The organism is Mucilaginibacter sp. RCC_168, from assembly GCF_041355315.1.
Lineage (GTDB): Bacteria > Bacteroidota > Bacteroidia > Sphingobacteriales > Sphingobacteriaceae > Mucilaginibacter.
This window is the reverse complement of record NZ_JBFUPN010000010.1, coordinates 1-19,265: the sequence shown is the minus strand read 5'-3', so window position 1 is coordinate 19,265 and position 19,265 is coordinate 1. Positions and strand designations below refer to the sequence as shown.

Below are 19,265 nucleotides of genomic sequence, written 5' to 3'. Positions count from 1 at the left end.
GTTCATACACCTGATCGTATTTTCCCAACCATGATCTATGAACCATTCGCTATGAACTATTGCCATTTGGCACGTTCATATTGAACGGGCCATTTTACTTCATGCCCCAATTCGTGCGCGGCACGTAACGGAAAATGCGGATCGCGCAGCATTTCCCGGGCCAGGAATATCAGGTCGGCCTCGCCTTCCTGTATAATCTCATCGGCCTGGTAGGCGGTTGTTATCAGGCCTACCGCTCCTGTAAGTATACCACTTTCCTTTTTAATTTTCTCTGCAAACTCAACTTGATAACCTGGTTTTAACGGTATCTTAGCATTGACTACATTTCCACCGCTTGAGCAGTCGATCAGATCAACACCTTTATCCTTCAATAGTTTGGCCAGCGCGACGGAATCCTCAGCAGACCAGCCACCTTCGGTCCATTCGGTTGTGGATAAACGTACAAACAAAGGGCTCTCTTTGGGCCACACCTCTTTAACGGCTTCCAATACCTCAATCAGCAAGCGAATACGGTTTTCAAATGTACCGCCATATTCGTCAGTACGTTTATTACTTATAGGCGAAAGAAACTGGTGCAGCAGATAGCCATGCGCGCCGTGCAACTCTATCACTTTAAAGCCAGCGGCTATGGCCCTTTTGGCAGCCGCTTTAAAATCGGATTTTACTTTTTCAATACCGGTTTTATCCAGTTCAAGAGGTGCTTCTTCATCAGCCTTAAACGGAATGGCGCTCGGTGCTACCGCTTTCCAGCCATTGGGTTGGTTTGATGGTATTTGCTGGCCACCGTTCCAGGGTTCCAGATGACTGGCTTTGCGCCCGGCGTGGGCAAGCTGCACCCCAGCAACCGCACCATGCGCATGTATAAAATCGGTGATATGTTTAAGTTTTTCGATATGCTCATCACGATAAATACCCAGATCGGCAAAGGTAATGCGGCCCTCGGCTGATACCGCGCAGGCTTCGGTAATGATCAATCCTGCGCCACCAACGGCCCGGCTGCCCAGGTGAATGAGGTGCCAGTCGTTAGCAAAACCATCTTCACTGGAGTACTCACACATAGGCGATACCACGATACGGTTCTTTAATTCGATGTTTTTTATTTTTAAGGGCGAAAATAAATGAGCCATTTTTATTTTTTTCGGTAAATATGGTAACTAACAGCCGTAAAGCCCTCACTGTTTTGTAAAATACATGATGGGGAAGCAGAAAGCTTAAAGCCGAAGGCTCAAAGCCAAAAACATCTGTGATCGTAACAAAAAAAGCTTTCCGCTTTAAGCCTTCGGCTTTCAGCTTTCTCAGTGTATCCTGCCGCGTTCTTCTTCGTTGCCGGTATCGCGTTTTTCTGTGTTGGTTTCTTTACCAAAGCGATAGCTCAGGGCTAATTGTACAAAGCGGTTGAGTTGGAAATTGGTGAATTTATTCCTGATACCGTTAACCGTGGTTGTTACCGCCGGGGCGCTGCTCCGGAAAGCATCGTTAAGGTTGAGGGTGATGTTTAGTTTCTTTTTCATGGCCAATGCCGTAAAGCCTACATCAAGCTTATAATAGGCATCCGAACGACCAATATGATCAACCTCGGGGAACTGGTACCAGAAATTCACCGCCGCTGCAAAGGTTTTGCCGGCATTAAAATAAGCCGTATTGTTAGTGGCCAGGTTAGCTCCATAGCCATTGATGCTTTTGATATAAGGTAAGCTGGAGCGCGCGCTGGTATGGTAAAAAGTAGCCTGGTTATTATTATCCAACCAGGAAAACAGGTGCAGCGACAAATTCTCGGAGATCCCTACCCGGTAAGTTTTTATAAAATTAAGCGGGATGGTGCGTACCAGGTTGGTATCCGCATTGACTATGGTTACATTATTAAACCCATTATCAGTGATATTCAGGAACAAGCCCGAGGTAAGGATATTTTTGTACGTATGCGATAATTCGAGGTTGCTGTTATATTCCGGCTGTAAAAAGGGATTACCCTCGCCATAGCTGTAAGCCGTAAACAGAGACTTGAACGGGTTGAGGTTCCAAAAGGTTGGCCGATTTATCCTGCGGCCAAAACTTAGTGAGAAACTATTTGTGGTATCAGCCTGGTACGATATCAGCACTGAAGGAAACAATTGCAGATATTTATTGGTGTTTACCTGTTTGAGTGTGTAGGACGTGCCCTTGGTCTCGGTGTACTCGGCACGCAAACCTGCCTGGTATTTCCATTTGTCCTTTTCCTTATTCAGGTTGAGGTATAATGATTGTGTGTTTTCTATATACCGGAACTCATTACTTAGGTTAGTGTTATAAGTAAGTTTATCATTAGGGCCTTTATCATAGTAATAGGCATTACTATAGTTATTAATAAAGCTGAGTTTACCACCAAAAGCAAACCTGGCGAATTTGGTGGGTATTTCGGCATCAGCTTTAAAGGTATATAAATTGATGAGTTGCTTGTTGGTATCAAAATACTGGGTGTTACTGGCTGGGATCACCTGTCCATTGGGCAGATAGCTGTTACTTTCAAAGTCCGACCGGTCATTACGGTTATAATTAAAATAGTCGGCGTTAAGAATTAACTTTTTACCGGTAGTATCAAAGTTGATCACCGCATGCGCGTTACCCGAATTACTGATAGCAATAGGATGATAAGTAGCAAAGGTTCTCAGGGTAGAATCCAGACCGCCGCCGCTATTATAGATTGGATTATTCACATGGTCAGATCCATCGTAAATACTTTTACCGCCCAGGTAAGAGATGCCGATGCTTGTTTTCGGGCTTATTTTATAATCAACCCCGACAATAATATTAAAATTGTGCCCTCTGTAATTGCCCGTATCTGTTTGCAGCCAGCTTTGTTTGGGATAAAACACATCGGTTGCAAAGCCTTCCAGTTCATGATCATGATCCATGCTGATGTTGGTATAGGCCGACCATTTATCTGTATTATAATTCAGGTTGGCGCTACCGGCGGCCAGCCAGTAATTGCTGGTGCCAAAAACGTTGGCCGGGCTATGCAGTGATTGTTTGTCGCTTAGCTGTACATTGCCCGATAAACCTTGTTTGCTGCTGCGTTTGGTGGTTATATTAATGAGCCCGGCATTACCATCAGCATCATAATTGGCCGATGGGTTTTTGATCACTTCTATTTTAGAGATCTGGTTGGCTGATATCGATTTTAAATACCTGGCCAGATCAGTGCCGGCCAATTGTACAATACGATCGTTCACCATTACTTTTACCTGGCCCTTACCCACAATGCTGATGTCGTCGCCATTTACTTTTATTCCGGGTACTTTACCTATGGCGGTCAATGCGTCGGTACCCGTAGCGGTAATATTGGCTGATACATTGTACACCGTTTTTTCCTGGTTGTTTTCGATAGCGGCTTTGTTAGCGGTAACCACCACTTCGCCCAATTGCGTGTTGGAAGTTTGCAGGATGATGTTAACAGCAGTATCTTTTGTAATGAATAATGGCGACTGGTACTTGGTATACCCTGTAAACGCTATGGTAAGTTGATACTGGCCGGTCTGCAAATTCGTAAAGACAAATCCTCCCCCGGCATTGGTTTGTAACGACTGATTTTTATTGCTGCTGATGTTAAACAGACTTACACCCGCATAACCCAAAGGGTGTTTAGACGCGTCTGTAACCGTTCCGGTAAGTTTTATCTGAGCCGAGAGGCCGGTGCATAAAAAGGCAAGAAAAAGTAAGGTACCAATAAATTTCAAAACAGGCAGGGTTTATAAATTTGGCTAATAATAAGAAAAAGATGGGTAAAGTTGGAAATTTTTGATTGAGACGGCAGGCATTTTTGAATAAAGACTATATCGGCCCTAAACATGGATAGCATAAAGACTATAAATATAAGTGAAGTCTTTTAAAAGCAAAAAAACGCAAAACTTTACCTGTCAAAATGTATTTTAAGGAGAAACAAGCATAATTAGGTGGAGAAAAAAGAATGATCCATTTAATTCTAAGAACATTTTTTTGATTTTGCGGTGTTTATTTAACAATTATTTTTAATTAAAAACCAAAGTGTACCCAAAACACCGCTTTTGCCTGCTTGTGCTACAAATGAGGCACTTACATAAGTGCTTATAAAAAATCCGATTACCTATAGATTTAATCGGATTTGCACACTTTTATTTGGAAATCCCTCATTATTGCGTTGTTACATTCTGCCCTTTAGGATTTCAATAAATTTAAGTACGTTTGGGGGAATGTGAATTTTTAAATTTTTAAAACTGATCTTACTATTTTAAAATGAAGTTATTTATTAAGAAACCTATTCAGCAATTGATGGCTGCCTCTGTCGAGACGGAGAAATCGCTGAAAAGAACCTTAGGCGTTGGATCGCTTATAGCGCTGGGTATTGGTGCTATTATTGGAGCCGGTATTTTTGTGCGTACAGCAGCGGCAGCCGGCGAACATGCAGGTCCGGCTGTTACTATTTCATTCCTTATCGCGGCAGCCGGTTGCGCCCTGGCCGGTTTATGCTATGCGGAGTTTGCCAGTATGATACCTATCGCCGGCTCGGCCTATACTTATTCCTACGCCACCATGGGCGAATTTATAGCCTGGATCATTGGCTGGGATCTTGTATTAGAGTACGCTCTTGGGGCTGCTACCGTAGCCATTGGCTGGTCGCAATACTTTAACGAATTTTTAATAACATTTTTTAATTTCCATATCCCCTACCAGTGGACACACTCTTTCTTTGAAGTGTCAAACACAACTTCAGGTATGTACGCTGCCGAACTGGGTACAAGAGGGATTGTAAATTTACCAGCCATATTTATCATATTCCTGCTTACCTTATTGCTTATCCGCGGTATGGCCGAATCGGCTGTGGTAAACAATATTATTGTAATTGTTAAAGTAGCTATTGTACTCCTGATCATCGGTTTGGGATGGCACTTTATAAATCCGGCCTTTCATACACCTTACATGATCCCGGCTGATGCAGGTACCATAAAGGTAAGTACAGGTGTTGTTGATTATGGCGATACTTTTAACCATGGGTGGCTGGGTGTTTTACGCGGCGCCAGTGTGGTATTCTTTGCCTTTATCGGTTTCGACGCGGTTTCGACCGCTGCGCAGGAGGCTAAAAATCCTCAAAAAGATATGCCAAAAGGTATCCTGATATCATTGGTTTTCTGTACTGCGTTGTATATTTTATTCTCACATGTACTTACCGGTCTGGTATCTTATAAAGACTTCCTGATCCAGGGTAAAGAAGCATCCGTAAGCTATGCTATCAAAACAGCTATGCCTGGCTATGGCTGGTTAGCTTCGTTTGTTACCGTATCTATCCTCGCCGGTTTTTCTTCGGTGATCCTGGTGATGCTAATGGGCCAAACCCGTGTGTTTTATACCATGAGCACCGATGGTTTGATCCCTAAAGTATTCTCCAAACTTCACCCTAAATTCCGTACACCTTATAAATCGCAATGGTTATTTTTCGTATTCGTATCCATATTTGCTGGTTTTATACCTGATAAATATGTGGGTGATATGGTGAGTATCGGTACCCTGTTTGCATTCGTGCTGGTTTGTATAGGCATATTTATCCTCCGCAGAACTGACCCAAACATTGTACGTCCGTTTCAGACGCCGCTTTATATGATTGTTTGTCCGCTTGGTGCGCTTATATGTCTTTGTATGATTGCCAGCGAGGGTTGGGAAAACTGGGCCAGGCTTATTGTTTGGTTACTGATCGGCTTTGTCATTTACTTTACTTATAGTATTAAACGCTCACACGTAAGACATGGCAAGGTTGAAGCTGCCAATGACCCTATCAATCCTAAATTTGTTGAATAAGCTCAGTTTGTAAATATTATAAGCAAAGGTCCTGAGTTAACTCAGGACCTTTTTTTGTGCAGCTATTTGTTGCATAAATTTCGGCTCATCGTATTTTCTTTTTATCTTTCTTTATATTTTAATCGCATTTTTGCACCAGCATAAACCCTACAGCCATGCATCCATTAGTTTTCAGGGAAGTACTATCCGTAACCATGATCCTTTTTGCCATTATCGATATTTTGGGTGCTATACCCGTAATTATCCAGGTAAGGCAGCGTGTGGGGCATATTGAGTCGGAAAAGGCCAGCATAGCGGTGCTGATCCTGATGGTGGTGTTTCTGTTTGTGGGGGATGAGTTGCTGGCCGTTATTGGTTTGGATGTAGCCTCTTTCGCTATAGCAGGCTCCCTGGTAATATTTATCATCGCGATGGAAATGGTGCTTGGTGTTGATTTTTTTAAAGAGGAAGTCCCCCTTTCGGCTTCCATAGTGCCATTGGCTTTTCCGCTGATCGCTGGCGCAGGTACCATGACCACCCTGCTCTCACTCAAATCGCAATATCAAACCCAGAATATTCTGGTGGGCATAGTACTCAATACCATTGTAGTTTACTTCGTGCTCAAAAATGTAAAGTGGATCGAAAAGCTTTTAGGACCCGTTGGCCTGAGCATCCTCCGAAAATCATTCGGCATTATTTTGCTGGCCATCGCTATTAAGCTGTTCAGGAGTAATACGCATTTGTAACCCCCTTTAACGAAGCCGCCCATAACGTGTTTCACTCATGTCATTGCGAAGAGGAACGACGTGGCAATCTCGTAGCTATTCTTGCCGATGAGAACGCGAGGAGATTATTAATGTTGCTAATTGTTTTCTAAGATATTAATGAGCTCCCTGCGGTCGGTTGTCCACGCTACGCTCGCAATGACATATACTTTATAAATAAGTGAGTCGCATTTTTCAATGTACCACCTCATTTTTTGAAAACAAAAAAGGCGGCCACCATTTCCGGGTAGCTGCCTTTTACTTTGTATTTTGAAATAATAGTTACGCTTCCAATATCTCGTCCAGGTTGCCCAGGGCCATAGTGAAACCTTCTTCGAAGCCCATTGCAACAATTTTTTCCAGGTCGGCTTCACTATCAAAGGTAAGCTCTGCTACTACCCGGGTAGATGCTCCAACCGGGTGGAAAGTAACCAGCCAGTGCATCGGCGGAAAATCAGGGTTTACAACGCCATTTTCATCGCAAAACAAGGCAGTAGAGGTAAAGCTTTGTTGTGGTACTATGGTTTTAAAATTAACCCGGCACCAGGCTGTCTCGCCATTTGGGCCCACCATAGAGTATAGCCAGAAACCACCTTCACTAAAATCGTATGATTTAGATACCGCTTTCCAGGGCTTTGGCGCCCACCATTGTTCCAACAGACTAACATCTGTCCATGCTTTCCATACTTTTTCCAAGGGGGCGGCAAATTCCCGTGTAACATTAATTTTTTTGTTAGCCAGATCTTTGGTGATCTCTGTTTTTGTACTCATATTGAATTTGTTTTATAGGTTTTCTAATAAATTATCTAACTGATCAAAACGGCCTTCCCATAACTTGCGGAAACGATCGAGCCATAAATCTATTTCTTTCATTTTGTTTGGATTAAAATGGTAATAAATTTCTCTGCCGGTTTGCTGTTGTTTCACCACTTCGCATTCTACCAGGATCTGGATATGTTTGGATACGGCCTGCCGGGTACTATCAAAATGTTCGGCAATAGCGTTTGGTGTCATTGCCTGCAGCGCCAGTAACCCTAAAATTGCCCGCCTCGTAGGGTCTGCAATAGCTTGAAAAATGTCTCGTCTCATATTATTTGCAACCGATTGATTGCAAATATAAGCGCAACCGGTTAATTGCGCAAATTTATTTTCATTTTTTTTACTTAAACCCTGATTCCCTTTGACAAGGCATCAAGAGCCTCATCTTTAGTGGCTACAAAACTGATCCTGCCAGCTTTATTACTTTCGTAAATAAAATCCCGAAGGCTTTGGCTGCTGTACTTTGAAAAATCGCCAACAATGGCCAGTTTAACGTTGTAGTTGGAGAATTTTTGGAGTATGTCGCCGGCAAGTGTCGTTTTGAGGTCGAAGAAGCTGTCAGTGATGTTTTCCTGGTACATCACAATCCTCCGGGCATCCTGGTAGGCGCAATTAGCCAGTATATCCAACGCGTCCTGCGCGTTGTTAATTTCGATGATATCGGATATGATCTCGGCTATATAATAATCGTTGATGCTGATGAGGTTGATGTCCATTGTATATTTGTTTGCTTATACAGACAAACAAATACCCGGATTTGTTACAAATAAAAAGGTTGTCATTTCGATAGAGCCGGGCAGGCTATAGCGTTGTGCGAAAGAGAAATCTTCTGCTGTGTATAAGCCCCAATTGCATCGCGAAAAAGATTTTTCGCCACGCTCAAGAGATAGTTCCTCCTCGTTCGTTCGAAATGACATTGCTTTTTCAAAAATCATTTGCACATCTGCATATTTGCACATTTGCACATCTACAAAGGCGGGCTCAATCTCGCAACAAACATGGTATCGGCCCGGCGTTCGTAGCCTTTAAGTATTTTGCTTTCTTCCAACTTAAGGTCAAGCTCTTTCACCAGGAAATCAACCACATCCTCGTTCTCGCCTTTAAAGGCCGAGCAGGTAATGTAGATAAGCGGCTTACCGGGTTTCAGGTATTTCACCACATTCTGGGCGATGCTTTTTTGCAGTTTCTGGAAAAATTCGATCTTATGTGCATCAAACTGGGCTATCATTTCGGGTGTACGGCCCCAAGTGCCCGAGCCGCTGCACGGAGCATCCAGAATAATACCGTCAAATGCATAATCATGCAAAGTCTGGTCGACATTGGTGGTAAGATCAAGCGCCTTTTTCTGGTATTTGGTTAAACCAGCCAGGTGAAAACGTTCGTCCAGGTTGGCCAGTACCGATTCACGGATATCTGATACCACCAGCTTGATGTTGGGCTCATCTTCATGCAACAGCAACGATTTACCGCCCGATGCCGCACAGGCATCCCACCAGCTGTCCCAGCGTTGCGGCCTGAAAAAATCGCCCGTTTGCTGTGATGAATAGTCCTGCACCTCAAACCAGTGCTGTTTGGAAAATATGGTTTCGAGCCGGGTGCCGTTTGGTAATGAAAGGCAGCCATTCCCTTCGTCCTTAAATACGATCTGTGCTTTGTTCAGTTCTCCCTTAACCAAATGATCGTAACCATTGCGCACCCGGATAAAAAGATCGGGCTGTGTAAAGAATGATCTTAAGAAAGCGTTACGATCAATATCTGGCGATAATTGTGAAACCCATGGAAACACATCCTCCAGGTCAAAATCAGGATGCGCCGTTTTTACCAGCGCCAGTTTGTCGTCGATATTAAAACCGATACAAGCGGCCCAATCAGGTTTAAAATTTTGTAAAAAAGAATTGATCTGCGTGTTGCATAAAAACTCGGCTACAAATAAACGCTCATCGGCAGGTAAATTATGGAGGGCCCTGCCTATCCGGAAATAATTGTACATCAACCGGTTGGCAATACGCCTGTCGGTTGATCCCATTTGTTTATTTTGCCTGTAGAAGCCGGGTAAAAACTTACTTAGAGGCGTATCGGCAGGGTATTCACCCAAAATTCGCTGAAACGTTTTAAGCTGGTTTATAGCCTTCATTCTACCTGTTTTAACTCAAAGTTACTATACATTAATATATTTACATGCGTGTTGACCCAACCTAAACCGGGCTTTTTCACAAAATGGAAACCATTGTGTATGCCTGTAAAATCGGTTTTGTCAATCGCCGCCATATCTTTGTTACCCTCCAAAAGTTGCCGGCCAAAATACAAGCCTTCATCAAAACCCTTGATGGCATATTCGGTGGGTTCAACGTGATACACTTTACGGTAGTTGCGCAAAAAAGCAATCGTAGCCTCCTGCTTATAATTTACCTTATCGCTGGAGGTAATATGCGTTTTAAGCCGCTGCAATATATCTGCCTTTAAAAAATTAAACTTCTCCCAACTGGGGTGGCCAAACAGTATCACGGGATAGTTTTTGTTTAAAGTATCTAATGATCGCAGTGTAACACCCAAAAAGGCCTGATCAGTAGCCGGTATCACAAACACATTACGTTCTGTTTTTGACAGCTGTGGCAGCAAACCGCTCAATTTACCCCGTGTAATAATAACGCTTACAATTTTAACCTTTTTATTGCTTAAACTGTCGGTTGCTTTTTTAAAGTTTACCACATAATCGTTCTCCTGGCTAAAGCCCGAACGCAGGATAAAAATCTTTTTAGGTTTCAGTTTATCGTTGATGTATTGCGCCGCGCCTATAGCATGATATTCCAGCGGGGGAATAGCGGTAATGAGGTTGTTGCTTTTAATAGTAGCAGGCGATGCGGGCGACAATGGCGACAGAATAACCATACGCGTGCCCATAGTCGCGGTAAACAGCCTCAGCCAATCGGGATATACCGGACCAACCACCAGGTCGCTCGTTCTTACCTGAGGGTTATAAGCCAGGCTATGCGCTGCGGAAGCATCATCTTTTGAATCAAAAAGTTGCAGTTTGAAATTAGCGCCCTGGGCAGCCAGGGAATCTAAAGCCAGTTTAAAGCCCTGGTAGTATTCAATACTCATGTTGGCCTGTGTCAGGCCAATGCCGCTGTAATTACGCGGCCGCACATGATCAAGACCCATAGGCAATATCATGGATATGACAGAAGCTTTTGCCGTTGGCTTTACCGGGGGCTTTTCTACAGCCTTGGGTTCGGGTTTTTCAACTTTTTTTACGGGCGTTGATACAGGCCTCACTTTGGGTGAGCATGCACCCAGTATCAGCGCCGCGCTAAAAAACAATAACCATTTATTCCCACTCAATGGTAGCAGGTGGTTTCGAACTGATATCATATACTACCCGGTTAATTCCTTTTACGTTATTGATGATCTCGTTGGAGATCTTGGCCAGTAGGTCATAAGGTAAATGGCACCAATCGGCTGTCATTCCATCCAATGATTCTACCGCACGCAGGCATATCACGTTCTCATAAGTACGCTCATCGCCCATTACACCTACCGATTGTACCGGCAAAAATATAGCGCCGGCCTGCCAAACCTTATCGTAAACACCATATGACCGCAAATTGTTGATATAAATCGCATCGGCCTCCTGCAATATAGCTACTTTTTCTGGTGTAACATCACCCAAGATCCTGATAGCCAGACCCGGACCTGGGAAAGGGTGCCTGCCTAAAATATTCGGATCAATGTTTAAAGCCTTGCCTACACGCCTTACTTCATCTTTAAATAAAGTATTCAGCGGCTCAACCACCTTCAGTTTCATAAAATCGGGCAAACCGCCAACGTTATGGTGCGATTTGATGGTAGCCGACGGGCCTTTTACCGAAACCGACTCGATAACATCGGGATAGATAGTTCCTTGTCCTAACCATTTTACATCCTGAACCTCGTGCGCGGCATCGTCAAATACCTCGATAAACACGCGACCGATGGCTTTTCGTTTCAATTCAGGATCTTTCAACCCCGCCAAAGCATCGTAAAAACGCTGCTTGGCATCAATACCTTTTATGTTTAAGCCCATGTGCTTGTACGAGTCGAGCACCTGTTCGTACTCGTCCTTGCGCAGCAGGCCGTTATCTACAAATATGCAATGCAGATTTTTACCAATGGCGTGGTGCAATAAAACCGCAGCCACAGATGAATCGACACCACCTGAAAGACCTAATACCACTTTATCATCGCCCAGTTTTTCGCGCATAGCAGCAATGGTGGTTTCCACGAAGGAATCTGGTGTCCAATCCTGTTTGCAACCGCAAATGTCGACCAAAAAATTCTCCAGCAATTGCTTGCCGTCAATACTGTGCGTTACCTCGGGGTGAAACTGAATACCGTAAGTTTGTGTACCGGTTACCTGGTAAGCGGCCACTTTTACGCTATCGGTACTGGCAATGATCTCAAAGTTATCGCCGATGCTGGCTATGGTATCGCCATGCGACATCCACACCTGCGAGTTCTCCGGAATATTTTTAAACAGCAGATTTTCCTTGTTGATATAATCCAGATTGGCACGGCCATATTCGCGGGTACTCGAAGCCAATACTTCGCCGCCATGGAAATGGGCCACGTACTGTGCACCATAACAAACCCCCAAAATAGGACGGGTAGTATGGAATTGCGCGAAATCAAAATGAGGCGCATCTTCCTGCCTTACAGAATAAGGGCTACCAGAAAGGATGATTCCTTTTACAGTGCTGTCAATTTCGGGATAATGATTGAAGGGGTGGATCTCACAGTAAATATTGAGCTCCCTGACGCGGCGCGCGATGAGTTGGGTGAATTGCGAGCCAAAGTCAAGAATGAGGATTTTTTCTTGCATGGGCAAAGATAAAAATTTGATGTGAGATGTGAGATATGAGATTTGAGATTTTGGGGGTTCTAATTATTGAATTAGTGATTTAGTGAGTTATTGAATTTTATTAAATAACCCTTTTTTTCCTTTCTCCCCCGTCAGCAGAACAGCTTCGGGCGAAAGCTGGGAGAATATGTTGGACTGTGTGGTTGAAGGGGCATTAGCGAATTTTGCCTGAAGCGGAGGGTAATGAGCGAACGAAGTAGCGGCAAATTTAGCAGCCCGTGGTTCTGCCCGCTTTGCAGGGTAAAGGCTCCTAAGCGCAAAGAAGCATTTCTGGTGACAAGCCTTTTGGTTACTTTGTGGCTACAAAGTAACTGGCCCTCCCGCGGCCAAGAGCGGGTATACGCCATACACATCTACGCTCTGTATAATAGGGGATTGCCACGCTACACTCGCAATGACGTGGCGTGTGCTTTTCGTACCTCGCAATGACGGGGAGAATATTTATGGAGTAGTCACAGCAACAGGCAACACTTTGCCATTGAAAAACTTATGCCCCGTAAGCGCGAAATCAGCTACATATTTACCCATTTCAAAAGCCATTACCGGCGATTGATAACCCGGAAAAGCTTTCTCCAGCATTTCTGTTTGCGCCGAACCTAAGGCCAGACAATTTACTTTGATGTCCTGCTCTATCAACTCCTGGGCCAGGCATTCGGTAAGGGTATGCAGTGCGGCTTTACTGGCCGAGTATGCTGTCAATCCCGGAAATTTGGCGCTGCCCTGGAAACCGCCCATACTGCCAACGTTGAGGATATGTGAACCGGCGGGCATCAATGGTAATAGCGTCTGTATCATGCGTACATGACCAATAAAGTTGCTTTGCAGCATTTCTACAAAATCGGTTTCCAGTAATTGTGTAAATGGCTTATTGATGAGCATACCGGCGTTGTTAATCAGTACATCAACCCGGTTATCAAAATTAGAGGCTATAAATTGCTGCAGACCCTCATAATCATCATGTACGATATCAAAATTAAGGGCAAACAACTGGCAATCAGGATTAAGACCATGGGCAATTTCCAGCAGGCGCTCCAGCTTGTCCTGCGAGCGGGCCAATGCAATTACCTTATTGTTACCCGAAAGTATCAGTTCAATTACTGCTTCAAATCCCACGCCGCTGCTGGCGCCTGTTATAATAATGTTCATATGCCCGCTGTATAATCCATGTCATTGCGAGCGTAGCGTGGCAATCTCCTGGCTTGATGAGGAGATTGCTTCGTTCCTCGCAATGACATATTCTTTCGTTTATTCTTATTTGCGTTTAACCGCGCCTAAAATACCAATTTTTGTTCAACGGGATGATCAATCAGATAAAAACCATCGCTGATGAGTTTTTTTAGTTCGGGCTGATCTTTGGCTTTACGTTCCAGAAACCGCCTGATCTCAGTTCTCAGTGCCGGTTCAACATCTTCATGTTCCAGCAATTCCAGAATTTCGAGGGCACAAAGCCAATCGTCGTGATGGTTTTTTTGCAGTTTGAACCATACATTACCTAAAAATCCAAAGTCGCCGCCATTTTGCCGGCGGTTGCGTACCTGCTGGTAAAGTTTATGGAGTTCCCGGGTGCGCAGATCATATTCTGCATGATGGGTAGCAGTTTGCGATTTGTAAACGATTTCTTCAAAAGCCGCTTTATCGGCTGCACCGCAAAATACCGAAACTATCTTTTCGCCCACAGCCATATCGTACACGCCCCATGAAGGATCAAACAATACATGGCCTTTTTTATCGGTAACCGTGCAGTCGGTAAAAGTAATTAACTGTGTTTTGCCGAGGAACGCTAATATAGTTTTTACCGTTCCTTTAACCTTTATGCCGCTTTCAAATTCAAGTTCTGCCGTTTTGCCTTTGGTAATACCTATGTTATCAAGCCCTTCTTCAGTCAGGTCTTCCAGCGGTGTATGGATATTTTTCAGTTTCCCTACCGGCGAGCTGAAACCATCCTTATGATAATTTTTACCGTGCCCCGGAAGCTGCTTATCGTTCACTGCTAAAGCTGTTGGGCCGGTAGTTTTAATAAAGTAAGGATTATCATTTGTATCAACCTTAAATTCGGTAATAGTGCCTGATACTTGTAAACCCGAGCTGTAAACCGCGGTACAGGTGTTTTTGCTTTCAAAAGCTTTGGTCAGGCCATACGCTCCACCCTTTCTGAATGACATAGTATTGGCAAACTCTTCCAGTACATCTATCAGGTTTTGGAAGGTTGGCGTTACAAACAACTGCGGCTGTGGTTTGGTGATATCATAACTATAATTCAGGGCATCAATGGTATACCATAGTTTTTCAACCTCGGGTTTCATACAGCTGGAGCTTTCGCCAATGGACGACAGCAGGCCCGCGCCATAGATCTTTGGGTTCTCCAGCGTACCGATCAGGCCATACTCTACCGTCCACCAGTGTAGGCGGCTCAGCAGGGCCATTTCAGAGGGCTCTCCCATATTTTCCTGGCGATAGGCTACCTGCTCTTCCGCTTTTTTGATCTCCGCATCATTCGCATCGGGCATTTCTTTTAATATAGATAGTGCGCGAATAGCTTCATACAGCTCAAAATCCTGCGCCGAAAACATAGCCTTGGCCCCTATCGAACCAAAATAACTTAGGTATTCATGATAATCCTTATCGGCAATAATAGGCGCGTGCCCGGCCGACTCATGGATAATGTCCGGAGCAGGTGTATACTCAATATGGCGCAATTGGCGTATATCCGCCGCGATAACCAGTACCCTGTAGGCCTGGTACTCCATAAAAGCAGCAGGAGGTATAAAGCCATCCACTGTAACGGCGCCCCAGCCTATTTTGGCCAGTGCATCGTTCATCTCCTGCAAATCGGGAATGCGTTCGATAGTAAGCCCCGCCTTGGTTAGGCCGGGTATGTATGGGTAGTAGGCAACATCTTTCAGATAGCTGTAATTCTGGCGCATTACATAGCGCCAAACGGCATGATCAATAGGTGTATAATGTTCGTAGTGCTGGTCGACTATAAATTGTTTTAAATGACCGGGCAAGGCCGCAACCTGCGGATTGTTAAAATCATTAAAATGGCTCATTTACGTTGTAGTGGTTTATTATAGGAAACGCAAATTTAGAAAATTAGGTGTACTCACACACTTTATTTTCGCTACTCACCACCGGGATCCATAGCTGTTTCTGCCACCTCTTCGTCATATTTTTTCAGGCCTTTATCTAACCGGCTCGGACGGATCACATAATACAATCCAAACAGGGCCACCAAAAGAGAGATCAAATAAAATGACGAGGGAAGAAAAACCGAGAGCCCTTTATCCATCGGGAAATAATCGGATAGTTTGGTAAATATAGCCTCACGCGCACCCGCCCCGCCAGCGGTAATGGGTATAATGGATGCGAGCGCCGAGATCAGGAACGACAACAGGTATGGCGAAAACTTCCCGGTAAAATCCTGTCCGAACATGACACAGATAATAGCCAGCAGCTGAAAACCCTGCAATACCAGGGCCTTTAGATGCGCCTCGAAAAAGTACTTGGTGTACTCCCTGAAAAACATGTAGGCCACAAAATAATAAACAGCCGAGCCACCCAGGAATATACTTACCGGGAGCGCTTTATGTATATCGATCTGCGGGATCATAAATATCAGGGCCACGGTGATCAGGCCGATGGCCCACAGCCCGCTAAGCCTATCGAACATAATAGCCCAGAACAATTTTTTGCCAGGAACTTTATGTGCTTTATTCAAAATAAAGATCTTGTAACCATCACCGCCGATACCGCCTGGCAGCAATACGTTGTAAAACAAGCCCAGGAAATAAAGACGCAGATTATATTTAGGGTTCAGTTTTAAGCCTATCGACCGGAAGAAGCTCAACAAACGCCATGATGATACCACCATCGAACAGAAATAACAAACGACCGCAGCGCCCATCCACCAGTAATTGGCGTGCAGTAAACGGTATTTTACCAGTTGAATTGGTACCTTGCTAAAAACCCAGATGAGCAGCGCTGTAGTAACAGCTATTTTTAATACAGTTTTTGTAACATTCCACAGTTGCTGTTTAAATGTTTTTGGCGCTGGTATTTCGTCTTCTGTCATTGGCTGCAAAGCTAATTATTTTTTATAGTATCAAGTAGCTAGTATCAAGTATCACGACCATAAACCATTTATATTCCTGAATGTTTTTACATTCCAGTATCAAGTGCTGAGTAATGAGTTGCGAATAGTTGTGAGTTTGCTATTCCGCAATAGATAAAGTATCCCGACACTCACCACTTGCTACTCACCATTCACTACTCACCTTTTTACATTTAAGCCACAAATCTTGATCATGAAATCTTGATACTTGATACTAACTACTTGATACTAATTGCTATTTTTGCGCAAATTTTATGAGTATGAGTAAAGTAAAAGTTGGCCTGGTACAGATGAGCTGCACTGCTGATAAACAGCAGAACCTGCAAAAGGCTATTGTTAAAGTAAGGGAAGCCGCTGCAAAAGGCGCGCAAATAGTTTGTTTACAGGAACTTTTCACCTCGCTTTATTTTTGCGATGTGGAGGATTACGACAACTTTAAACTTGCCGAAAGCATCCCTGGACCATCAACCGACGAACTGCAAAAAGTAGCCGCCGAGCTAAATGTGGTGATCATTGCTTCGCTGTTTGAGAAACGCGCGCAGGGTGTTTACCACAATACCACCGCCGTTCTGGATGCCGATGGCAGCTACTTAGGCAAGTACCGTAAAATGCACATCCCTGACGATCCGGGTTTTTACGAAAAATTTTACTTTACCCCCGGCGATCTGGGTTACAAAGTATTCAAAACTAAATATGGCAAACTGGGTGTGCTCATTTGCTGGGACCAATGGTACCCCGAAGCTGCCCGTATTACCGCTTTAATGGGTGCCGATATCTTATTTTACCCAACCGCAATTGGCTGGGCCACCACACAGGATGAGGCTACTAATGTGGAGCAATACAATGCCTGGCAAACCATACAACGCTCGCATGCGGTGGCCAATGGTGTACACGTGGTAAGCGTAAACCGTGTGGGCGAAGAAGCCGGTGTAAAATTCTGGGGCGGCTCATTCTTTGCCAATCCGTTTGGCGCCATCATCCACCAAACCTCGCATGACCAGGAAGAAGTAGTGGTACAGGAGTTGGATCTGGATAAATCTGATTATTATAGAAGCCACTGGCCGTTTTTAAGAGACAGAAGGATTGACAGCTATCAGCCTATCACAAAACGTTTACTTGACGAGGACTAATTAGTCCGAAAGTCGGGAAGACCGAAAGTCCGAAAGATGCCCCCCTAAAAACTTCCGGACTTCCCGACATTCGGACTTTCGGACTAAAAAATAAATAGTTTATGAGCTTCAAATTCGAGAAACTAATTGTATGGAAAAAGGCTGTTGATCTATCTTCAGATATTCACGACTTAACAAAAACGTTTCCCAAGGATGAACTATTTGTTCTTACAGCACAGATAAAAAGAGCAGCTGATTCTGTTTCATTAAATATTGCGGAAGGGTCAACCGGGCAATCAAACTTAGAATTTAATCGCTTTTTAGGATACGCTTTACGATCAAATATTGAAGTTGTAGGTTGTTTATATTTGGCACAAAAAAGAGCCTTGGTTTCAACACCTGATTTTACAAAGCTTTATCAACAATGCGAAGAAATATTGGTTATGCTTAATGCATTACGTAATACCCTGAAATAACAATGTCAATTCATAAAGATACTAATAACTCAAATCTTTCGGACTTTCGGACTCCCGGACTTCCGGACTTCCCAGCAAAGCTGGGATTTCATTTTCCTGCCGAATGGGCCAGGCACTCTGCCACCTGGTTAAGCTGGCCGCATAAGGAAGCTTCGTGGCCGGGCAAACTGGATACTATTTATCCTTCGTACATCGAGTTTATCAAAATATTAACCCGCAATGAGCTGGTACGTATCAATGTGGTTGACGAGGTAATGAAAGCCGCTGTGATCTTTCAATTGCAGCATGCCGGTGTCGACATGAATCGGGTGGAGCTTTTTGCTTTTGGCACTAACGATGCCTGGTGCCGCGACCATGGACCAGCATTTGTCATCAATCCCGAAACCAAACAAAAAGCTATTATCGACTGGGGTTACAATGCCTGGGGTGGTAAATATCCGCCATTTGACCTTGACGATGTGATACCGACCAAGATCGGTCAGCATTTTGATTTGCCGGTATTTAATCCTGGTATTGTGATGGAAGGCGGCTCGGTTGATTTTAACGGTAAAGGCACTATCCTCACTACTACCGCCTGCCTGCTCAACAAAAACCGTAACCCCCAGCTCAGTCAGGATCAGATAGAAACCTATCTGCGCAATTATTACGGTGCCGAGCAGATACTATGGCTGGGCGACGGCATTGTTGGCGATGATACCGACGGCCATATTGATGATATTACCCGCTTTGTGAACGAGGACACCGTAGTTACCGTGGTTGAGGAAGATAAGAACGACGAGAACTATCACCTGCTGCAGGAAAACCTCGAAACCTTAAAAACCATGCGCCTGCTTAACGGCAAACAGCTTAACATTGTAGAGCTGCCTATGCCCGAGGCTGTGCTTTACGAGGATACGCGTTTGCCGGCATCATACGCTAATTTTTACATTGCCAACTCAGCGGTTATCGTACCTACATACAGATCAATAAATGATGATAAGGCCTGCGATATACTGCAACAATGCTTCCCTGATCACGAGGTGATCGGCATCGATTCAACCGATATTATCTGGGGCCTGGGCAGTTTCCACTGTCTGAGCCAGCAGGAACCGGAGGTATAAAGCCTGCGTTTCGACTCACCCCGTTTACGCTGGAAGGGAAGATAAAAAATAACGTCATTGCGAGCGCAGCGTGGCAATCCCCGACTTACAGAGACGCTCTGCATATCGGGGATTGCCACGTCGTTCCTCCTCGATTTCTATGATCTAAGCAACTAATTTGAGATAATTTTTTTCATATTTTCTATTCTGATTTACACAGGAGAAA

Annotated in this window: 16 protein-coding genes; 5 read left to right on the top strand and 11 right to left on the bottom strand. The window is 44.2% G+C overall.

The window, feature by feature from the left end; translation table 11 throughout:
• Positions 1-56: 56 nt before the first annotated feature.
• Entirely contained in the window at positions 57-1,127 is a 1,071-nt protein-coding gene (namA, locus tag AB6735_RS10965) for an NADPH dehydrogenase NamA (protein ID WP_370995969.1), read from the bottom strand.
• Between the two features lie 168 nt (positions 1,128-1,295).
• A complete protein-coding gene (locus AB6735_RS10960) occupies positions 1,296-3,713 on the bottom strand; it encodes an outer membrane beta-barrel protein (RefSeq protein WP_370995968.1) in 2,418 nt (805 codons plus the stop codon).
• A 535-nt stretch (positions 3,714-4,248) separates the two neighbouring features.
• Here AB6735_RS10960 and AB6735_RS10955 point away from each other — a divergent pair.
• Positions 4,249-5,805 carry an amino acid permease gene (locus AB6735_RS10955; protein WP_370995967.1) on the top strand — a complete coding sequence of 519 codons (1,557 nt, stop codon included), beginning with the start codon at positions 4,249-4,251 and terminating at the stop codon, positions 5,803-5,805.
• A 155-nt stretch (positions 5,806-5,960) separates the two neighbouring features.
• Positions 5,961-6,530, top strand: coding sequence for a MarC family protein (locus AB6735_RS10950; protein WP_076377851.1), 570 nt, complete (start codon positions 5,961-5,963; stop codon positions 6,528-6,530).
• A gap of 300 nt (positions 6,531-6,830) precedes the next feature.
• Here AB6735_RS10950 and AB6735_RS10945 read toward each other — a convergent pair whose 3' ends face one another.
• From AB6735_RS10945 to AB6735_RS10905, 9 genes are all read right to left on the bottom strand, one after another.
• The gene (locus tag AB6735_RS10945) at positions 6,831-7,319 is read right to left on the bottom strand and encodes an SRPBCC domain-containing protein (RefSeq protein WP_370995966.1); all 489 of its coding nucleotides are present in this window, start codon (positions 7,317-7,319) and stop codon (positions 6,831-6,833) included.
• A gap of 12 nt (positions 7,320-7,331) precedes the next feature.
• Entirely contained in the window at positions 7,332-7,637 is a 306-nt protein-coding gene (locus AB6735_RS10940; protein ID WP_370995965.1) for an ArsR/SmtB family transcription factor, read from the bottom strand.
• 74 nt (positions 7,638-7,711) lie between these two features.
• Positions 7,712-8,083: a DUF4180 domain-containing protein gene (locus AB6735_RS10935; RefSeq protein WP_370995964.1), complete on the bottom strand. Its 372-nt coding sequence runs from the start codon at positions 8,081-8,083 to the stop codon at positions 7,712-7,714.
• 251 nt (positions 8,084-8,334) lie between these two features.
• On the bottom strand, positions 8,335-9,501 hold the full coding sequence (locus tag AB6735_RS10930) for an RsmB/NOP family class I SAM-dependent RNA methyltransferase (protein WP_370995963.1): 1,167 nt from the start codon (positions 9,499-9,501) through the stop codon (positions 8,335-8,337).
• Positions 9,498-10,739, bottom strand: coding sequence for a hypothetical protein (locus tag AB6735_RS10925; protein ID WP_370995962.1), 1,242 nt, complete (start codon positions 10,737-10,739; stop codon positions 9,498-9,500). Before AB6735_RS10925 ends, AB6735_RS10930 begins: the two co-directional genes overlap by 4 nt.
• On the bottom strand, positions 10,696-12,225 hold the full coding sequence (gene guaA, locus AB6735_RS10920; protein ID WP_370995961.1) for a glutamine-hydrolyzing GMP synthase: 1,530 nt from the start codon (positions 12,223-12,225) through the stop codon (positions 10,696-10,698). Before guaA ends, AB6735_RS10925 begins: the two co-directional genes overlap by 44 nt.
• Positions 12,226-12,705: 480 nt before the next feature.
• Positions 12,706-13,410, bottom strand: a complete 705-nt coding sequence (locus AB6735_RS10915) for an SDR family NAD(P)-dependent oxidoreductase (RefSeq protein ID WP_370995960.1) — start codon at positions 13,408-13,410, stop codon at positions 12,706-12,708.
• 125 nt (positions 13,411-13,535) lie between these two features.
• The gene (locus AB6735_RS10910; protein ID WP_370995959.1) at positions 13,536-15,314 is read right to left on the bottom strand and encodes an aromatic amino acid hydroxylase; all 1,779 of its coding nucleotides are present in this window, start codon (positions 15,312-15,314) and stop codon (positions 13,536-13,538) included.
• Positions 15,315-15,385: 71 nt separating this feature from the next.
• Positions 15,386-16,336: a lysylphosphatidylglycerol synthase transmembrane domain-containing protein gene (locus AB6735_RS10905; RefSeq protein ID WP_370995958.1), complete on the bottom strand. Its 951-nt coding sequence runs from the start codon at positions 16,334-16,336 to the stop codon at positions 15,386-15,388.
• A 299-nt stretch (positions 16,337-16,635) separates the two neighbouring features.
• Here AB6735_RS10905 and AB6735_RS10900 point away from each other — a divergent pair, with 299 nt between their 5' ends.
• The 3 genes from AB6735_RS10900 to AB6735_RS10890 all read left to right on the top strand — a co-directional run bounded on the left by AB6735_RS10900 (position 16,636) and on the right by AB6735_RS10890 (position 19,060).
• A complete protein-coding gene (locus AB6735_RS10900; protein ID WP_166093266.1) occupies positions 16,636-17,505 on the top strand; it encodes a carbon-nitrogen hydrolase in 870 nt (289 codons plus the stop codon).
• A gap of 101 nt (positions 17,506-17,606) precedes the next feature.
• Positions 17,607-17,960 carry a four helix bundle protein gene (locus tag AB6735_RS10895; RefSeq protein ID WP_370995957.1) on the top strand — a complete coding sequence of 118 codons (354 nt, stop codon included), beginning with the start codon at positions 17,607-17,609 and terminating at the stop codon, positions 17,958-17,960.
• Positions 17,961-17,962: 2 nt separating this feature from the next.
• Entirely contained in the window at positions 17,963-19,060 is a 1,098-nt protein-coding gene (locus tag AB6735_RS10890) for an agmatine/peptidylarginine deiminase (RefSeq protein WP_370995956.1), read from the top strand.
• The last annotated feature ends 205 nt before the right edge of the window (positions 19,061-19,265 follow it).

Coding starts and splice junctions, on each gene's coding strand:
- AB6735_RS10935 (WP_370995964.1), bottom strand. CDS start 8,083: ATGGACATCAACCTCATCAGCATCAACGATTATTATATAGCCGAGATC.
- AB6735_RS10925 (WP_370995962.1), bottom strand. CDS start 10,739: ATGATATCAGTTCGAAACCACCTGCTACCATTGAGTGGGAATAAATGG.
- AB6735_RS10890 (WP_370995956.1), top strand. CDS start 17,963: ATGTCAATTCATAAAGATACTAATAACTCAAATCTTTCGGACTTTCGG.
- AB6735_RS10950 (WP_076377851.1), top strand. CDS start 5,961: ATGCATCCATTAGTTTTCAGGGAAGTACTATCCGTAACCATGATCCTT.
- namA (WP_370995969.1), bottom strand. CDS start 1,127: ATGGCTCATTTATTTTCGCCCTTAAAAATAAAAAACATCGAATTAAAG.
- AB6735_RS10930 (WP_370995963.1), bottom strand. CDS start 9,501: ATGAAGGCTATAAACCAGCTTAAAACGTTTCAGCGAATTTTGGGTGAA.
- AB6735_RS10895 (WP_370995957.1), top strand. CDS start 17,607: ATGAGCTTCAAATTCGAGAAACTAATTGTATGGAAAAAGGCTGTTGAT.
- guaA (WP_370995961.1), bottom strand. CDS start 12,225: ATGCAAGAAAAAATCCTCATTCTTGACTTTGGCTCGCAATTCACCCAA.
- AB6735_RS10955 (WP_370995967.1), top strand. CDS start 4,249: ATGAAGTTATTTATTAAGAAACCTATTCAGCAATTGATGGCTGCCTCT.
- AB6735_RS10910 (WP_370995959.1), bottom strand. CDS start 15,314: ATGAGCCATTTTAATGATTTTAACAATCCGCAGGTTGCGGCCTTGCCC.
- AB6735_RS10940 (WP_370995965.1), bottom strand. CDS start 7,637: ATGAGACGAGACATTTTTCAAGCTATTGCAGACCCTACGAGGCGGGCA.
- AB6735_RS10945 (WP_370995966.1), bottom strand. CDS start 7,319: ATGAGTACAAAAACAGAGATCACCAAAGATCTGGCTAACAAAAAAATT.
- AB6735_RS10900 (WP_166093266.1), top strand. CDS start 16,636: ATGAGTAAAGTAAAAGTTGGCCTGGTACAGATGAGCTGCACTGCTGAT.
- AB6735_RS10915 (WP_370995960.1), bottom strand. CDS start 13,410: ATGAACATTATTATAACAGGCGCCAGCAGCGGCGTGGGATTTGAAGCA.
- AB6735_RS10905 (WP_370995958.1), bottom strand. CDS start 16,336: ATGACAGAAGACGAAATACCAGCGCCAAAAACATTTAAACAGCAACTG.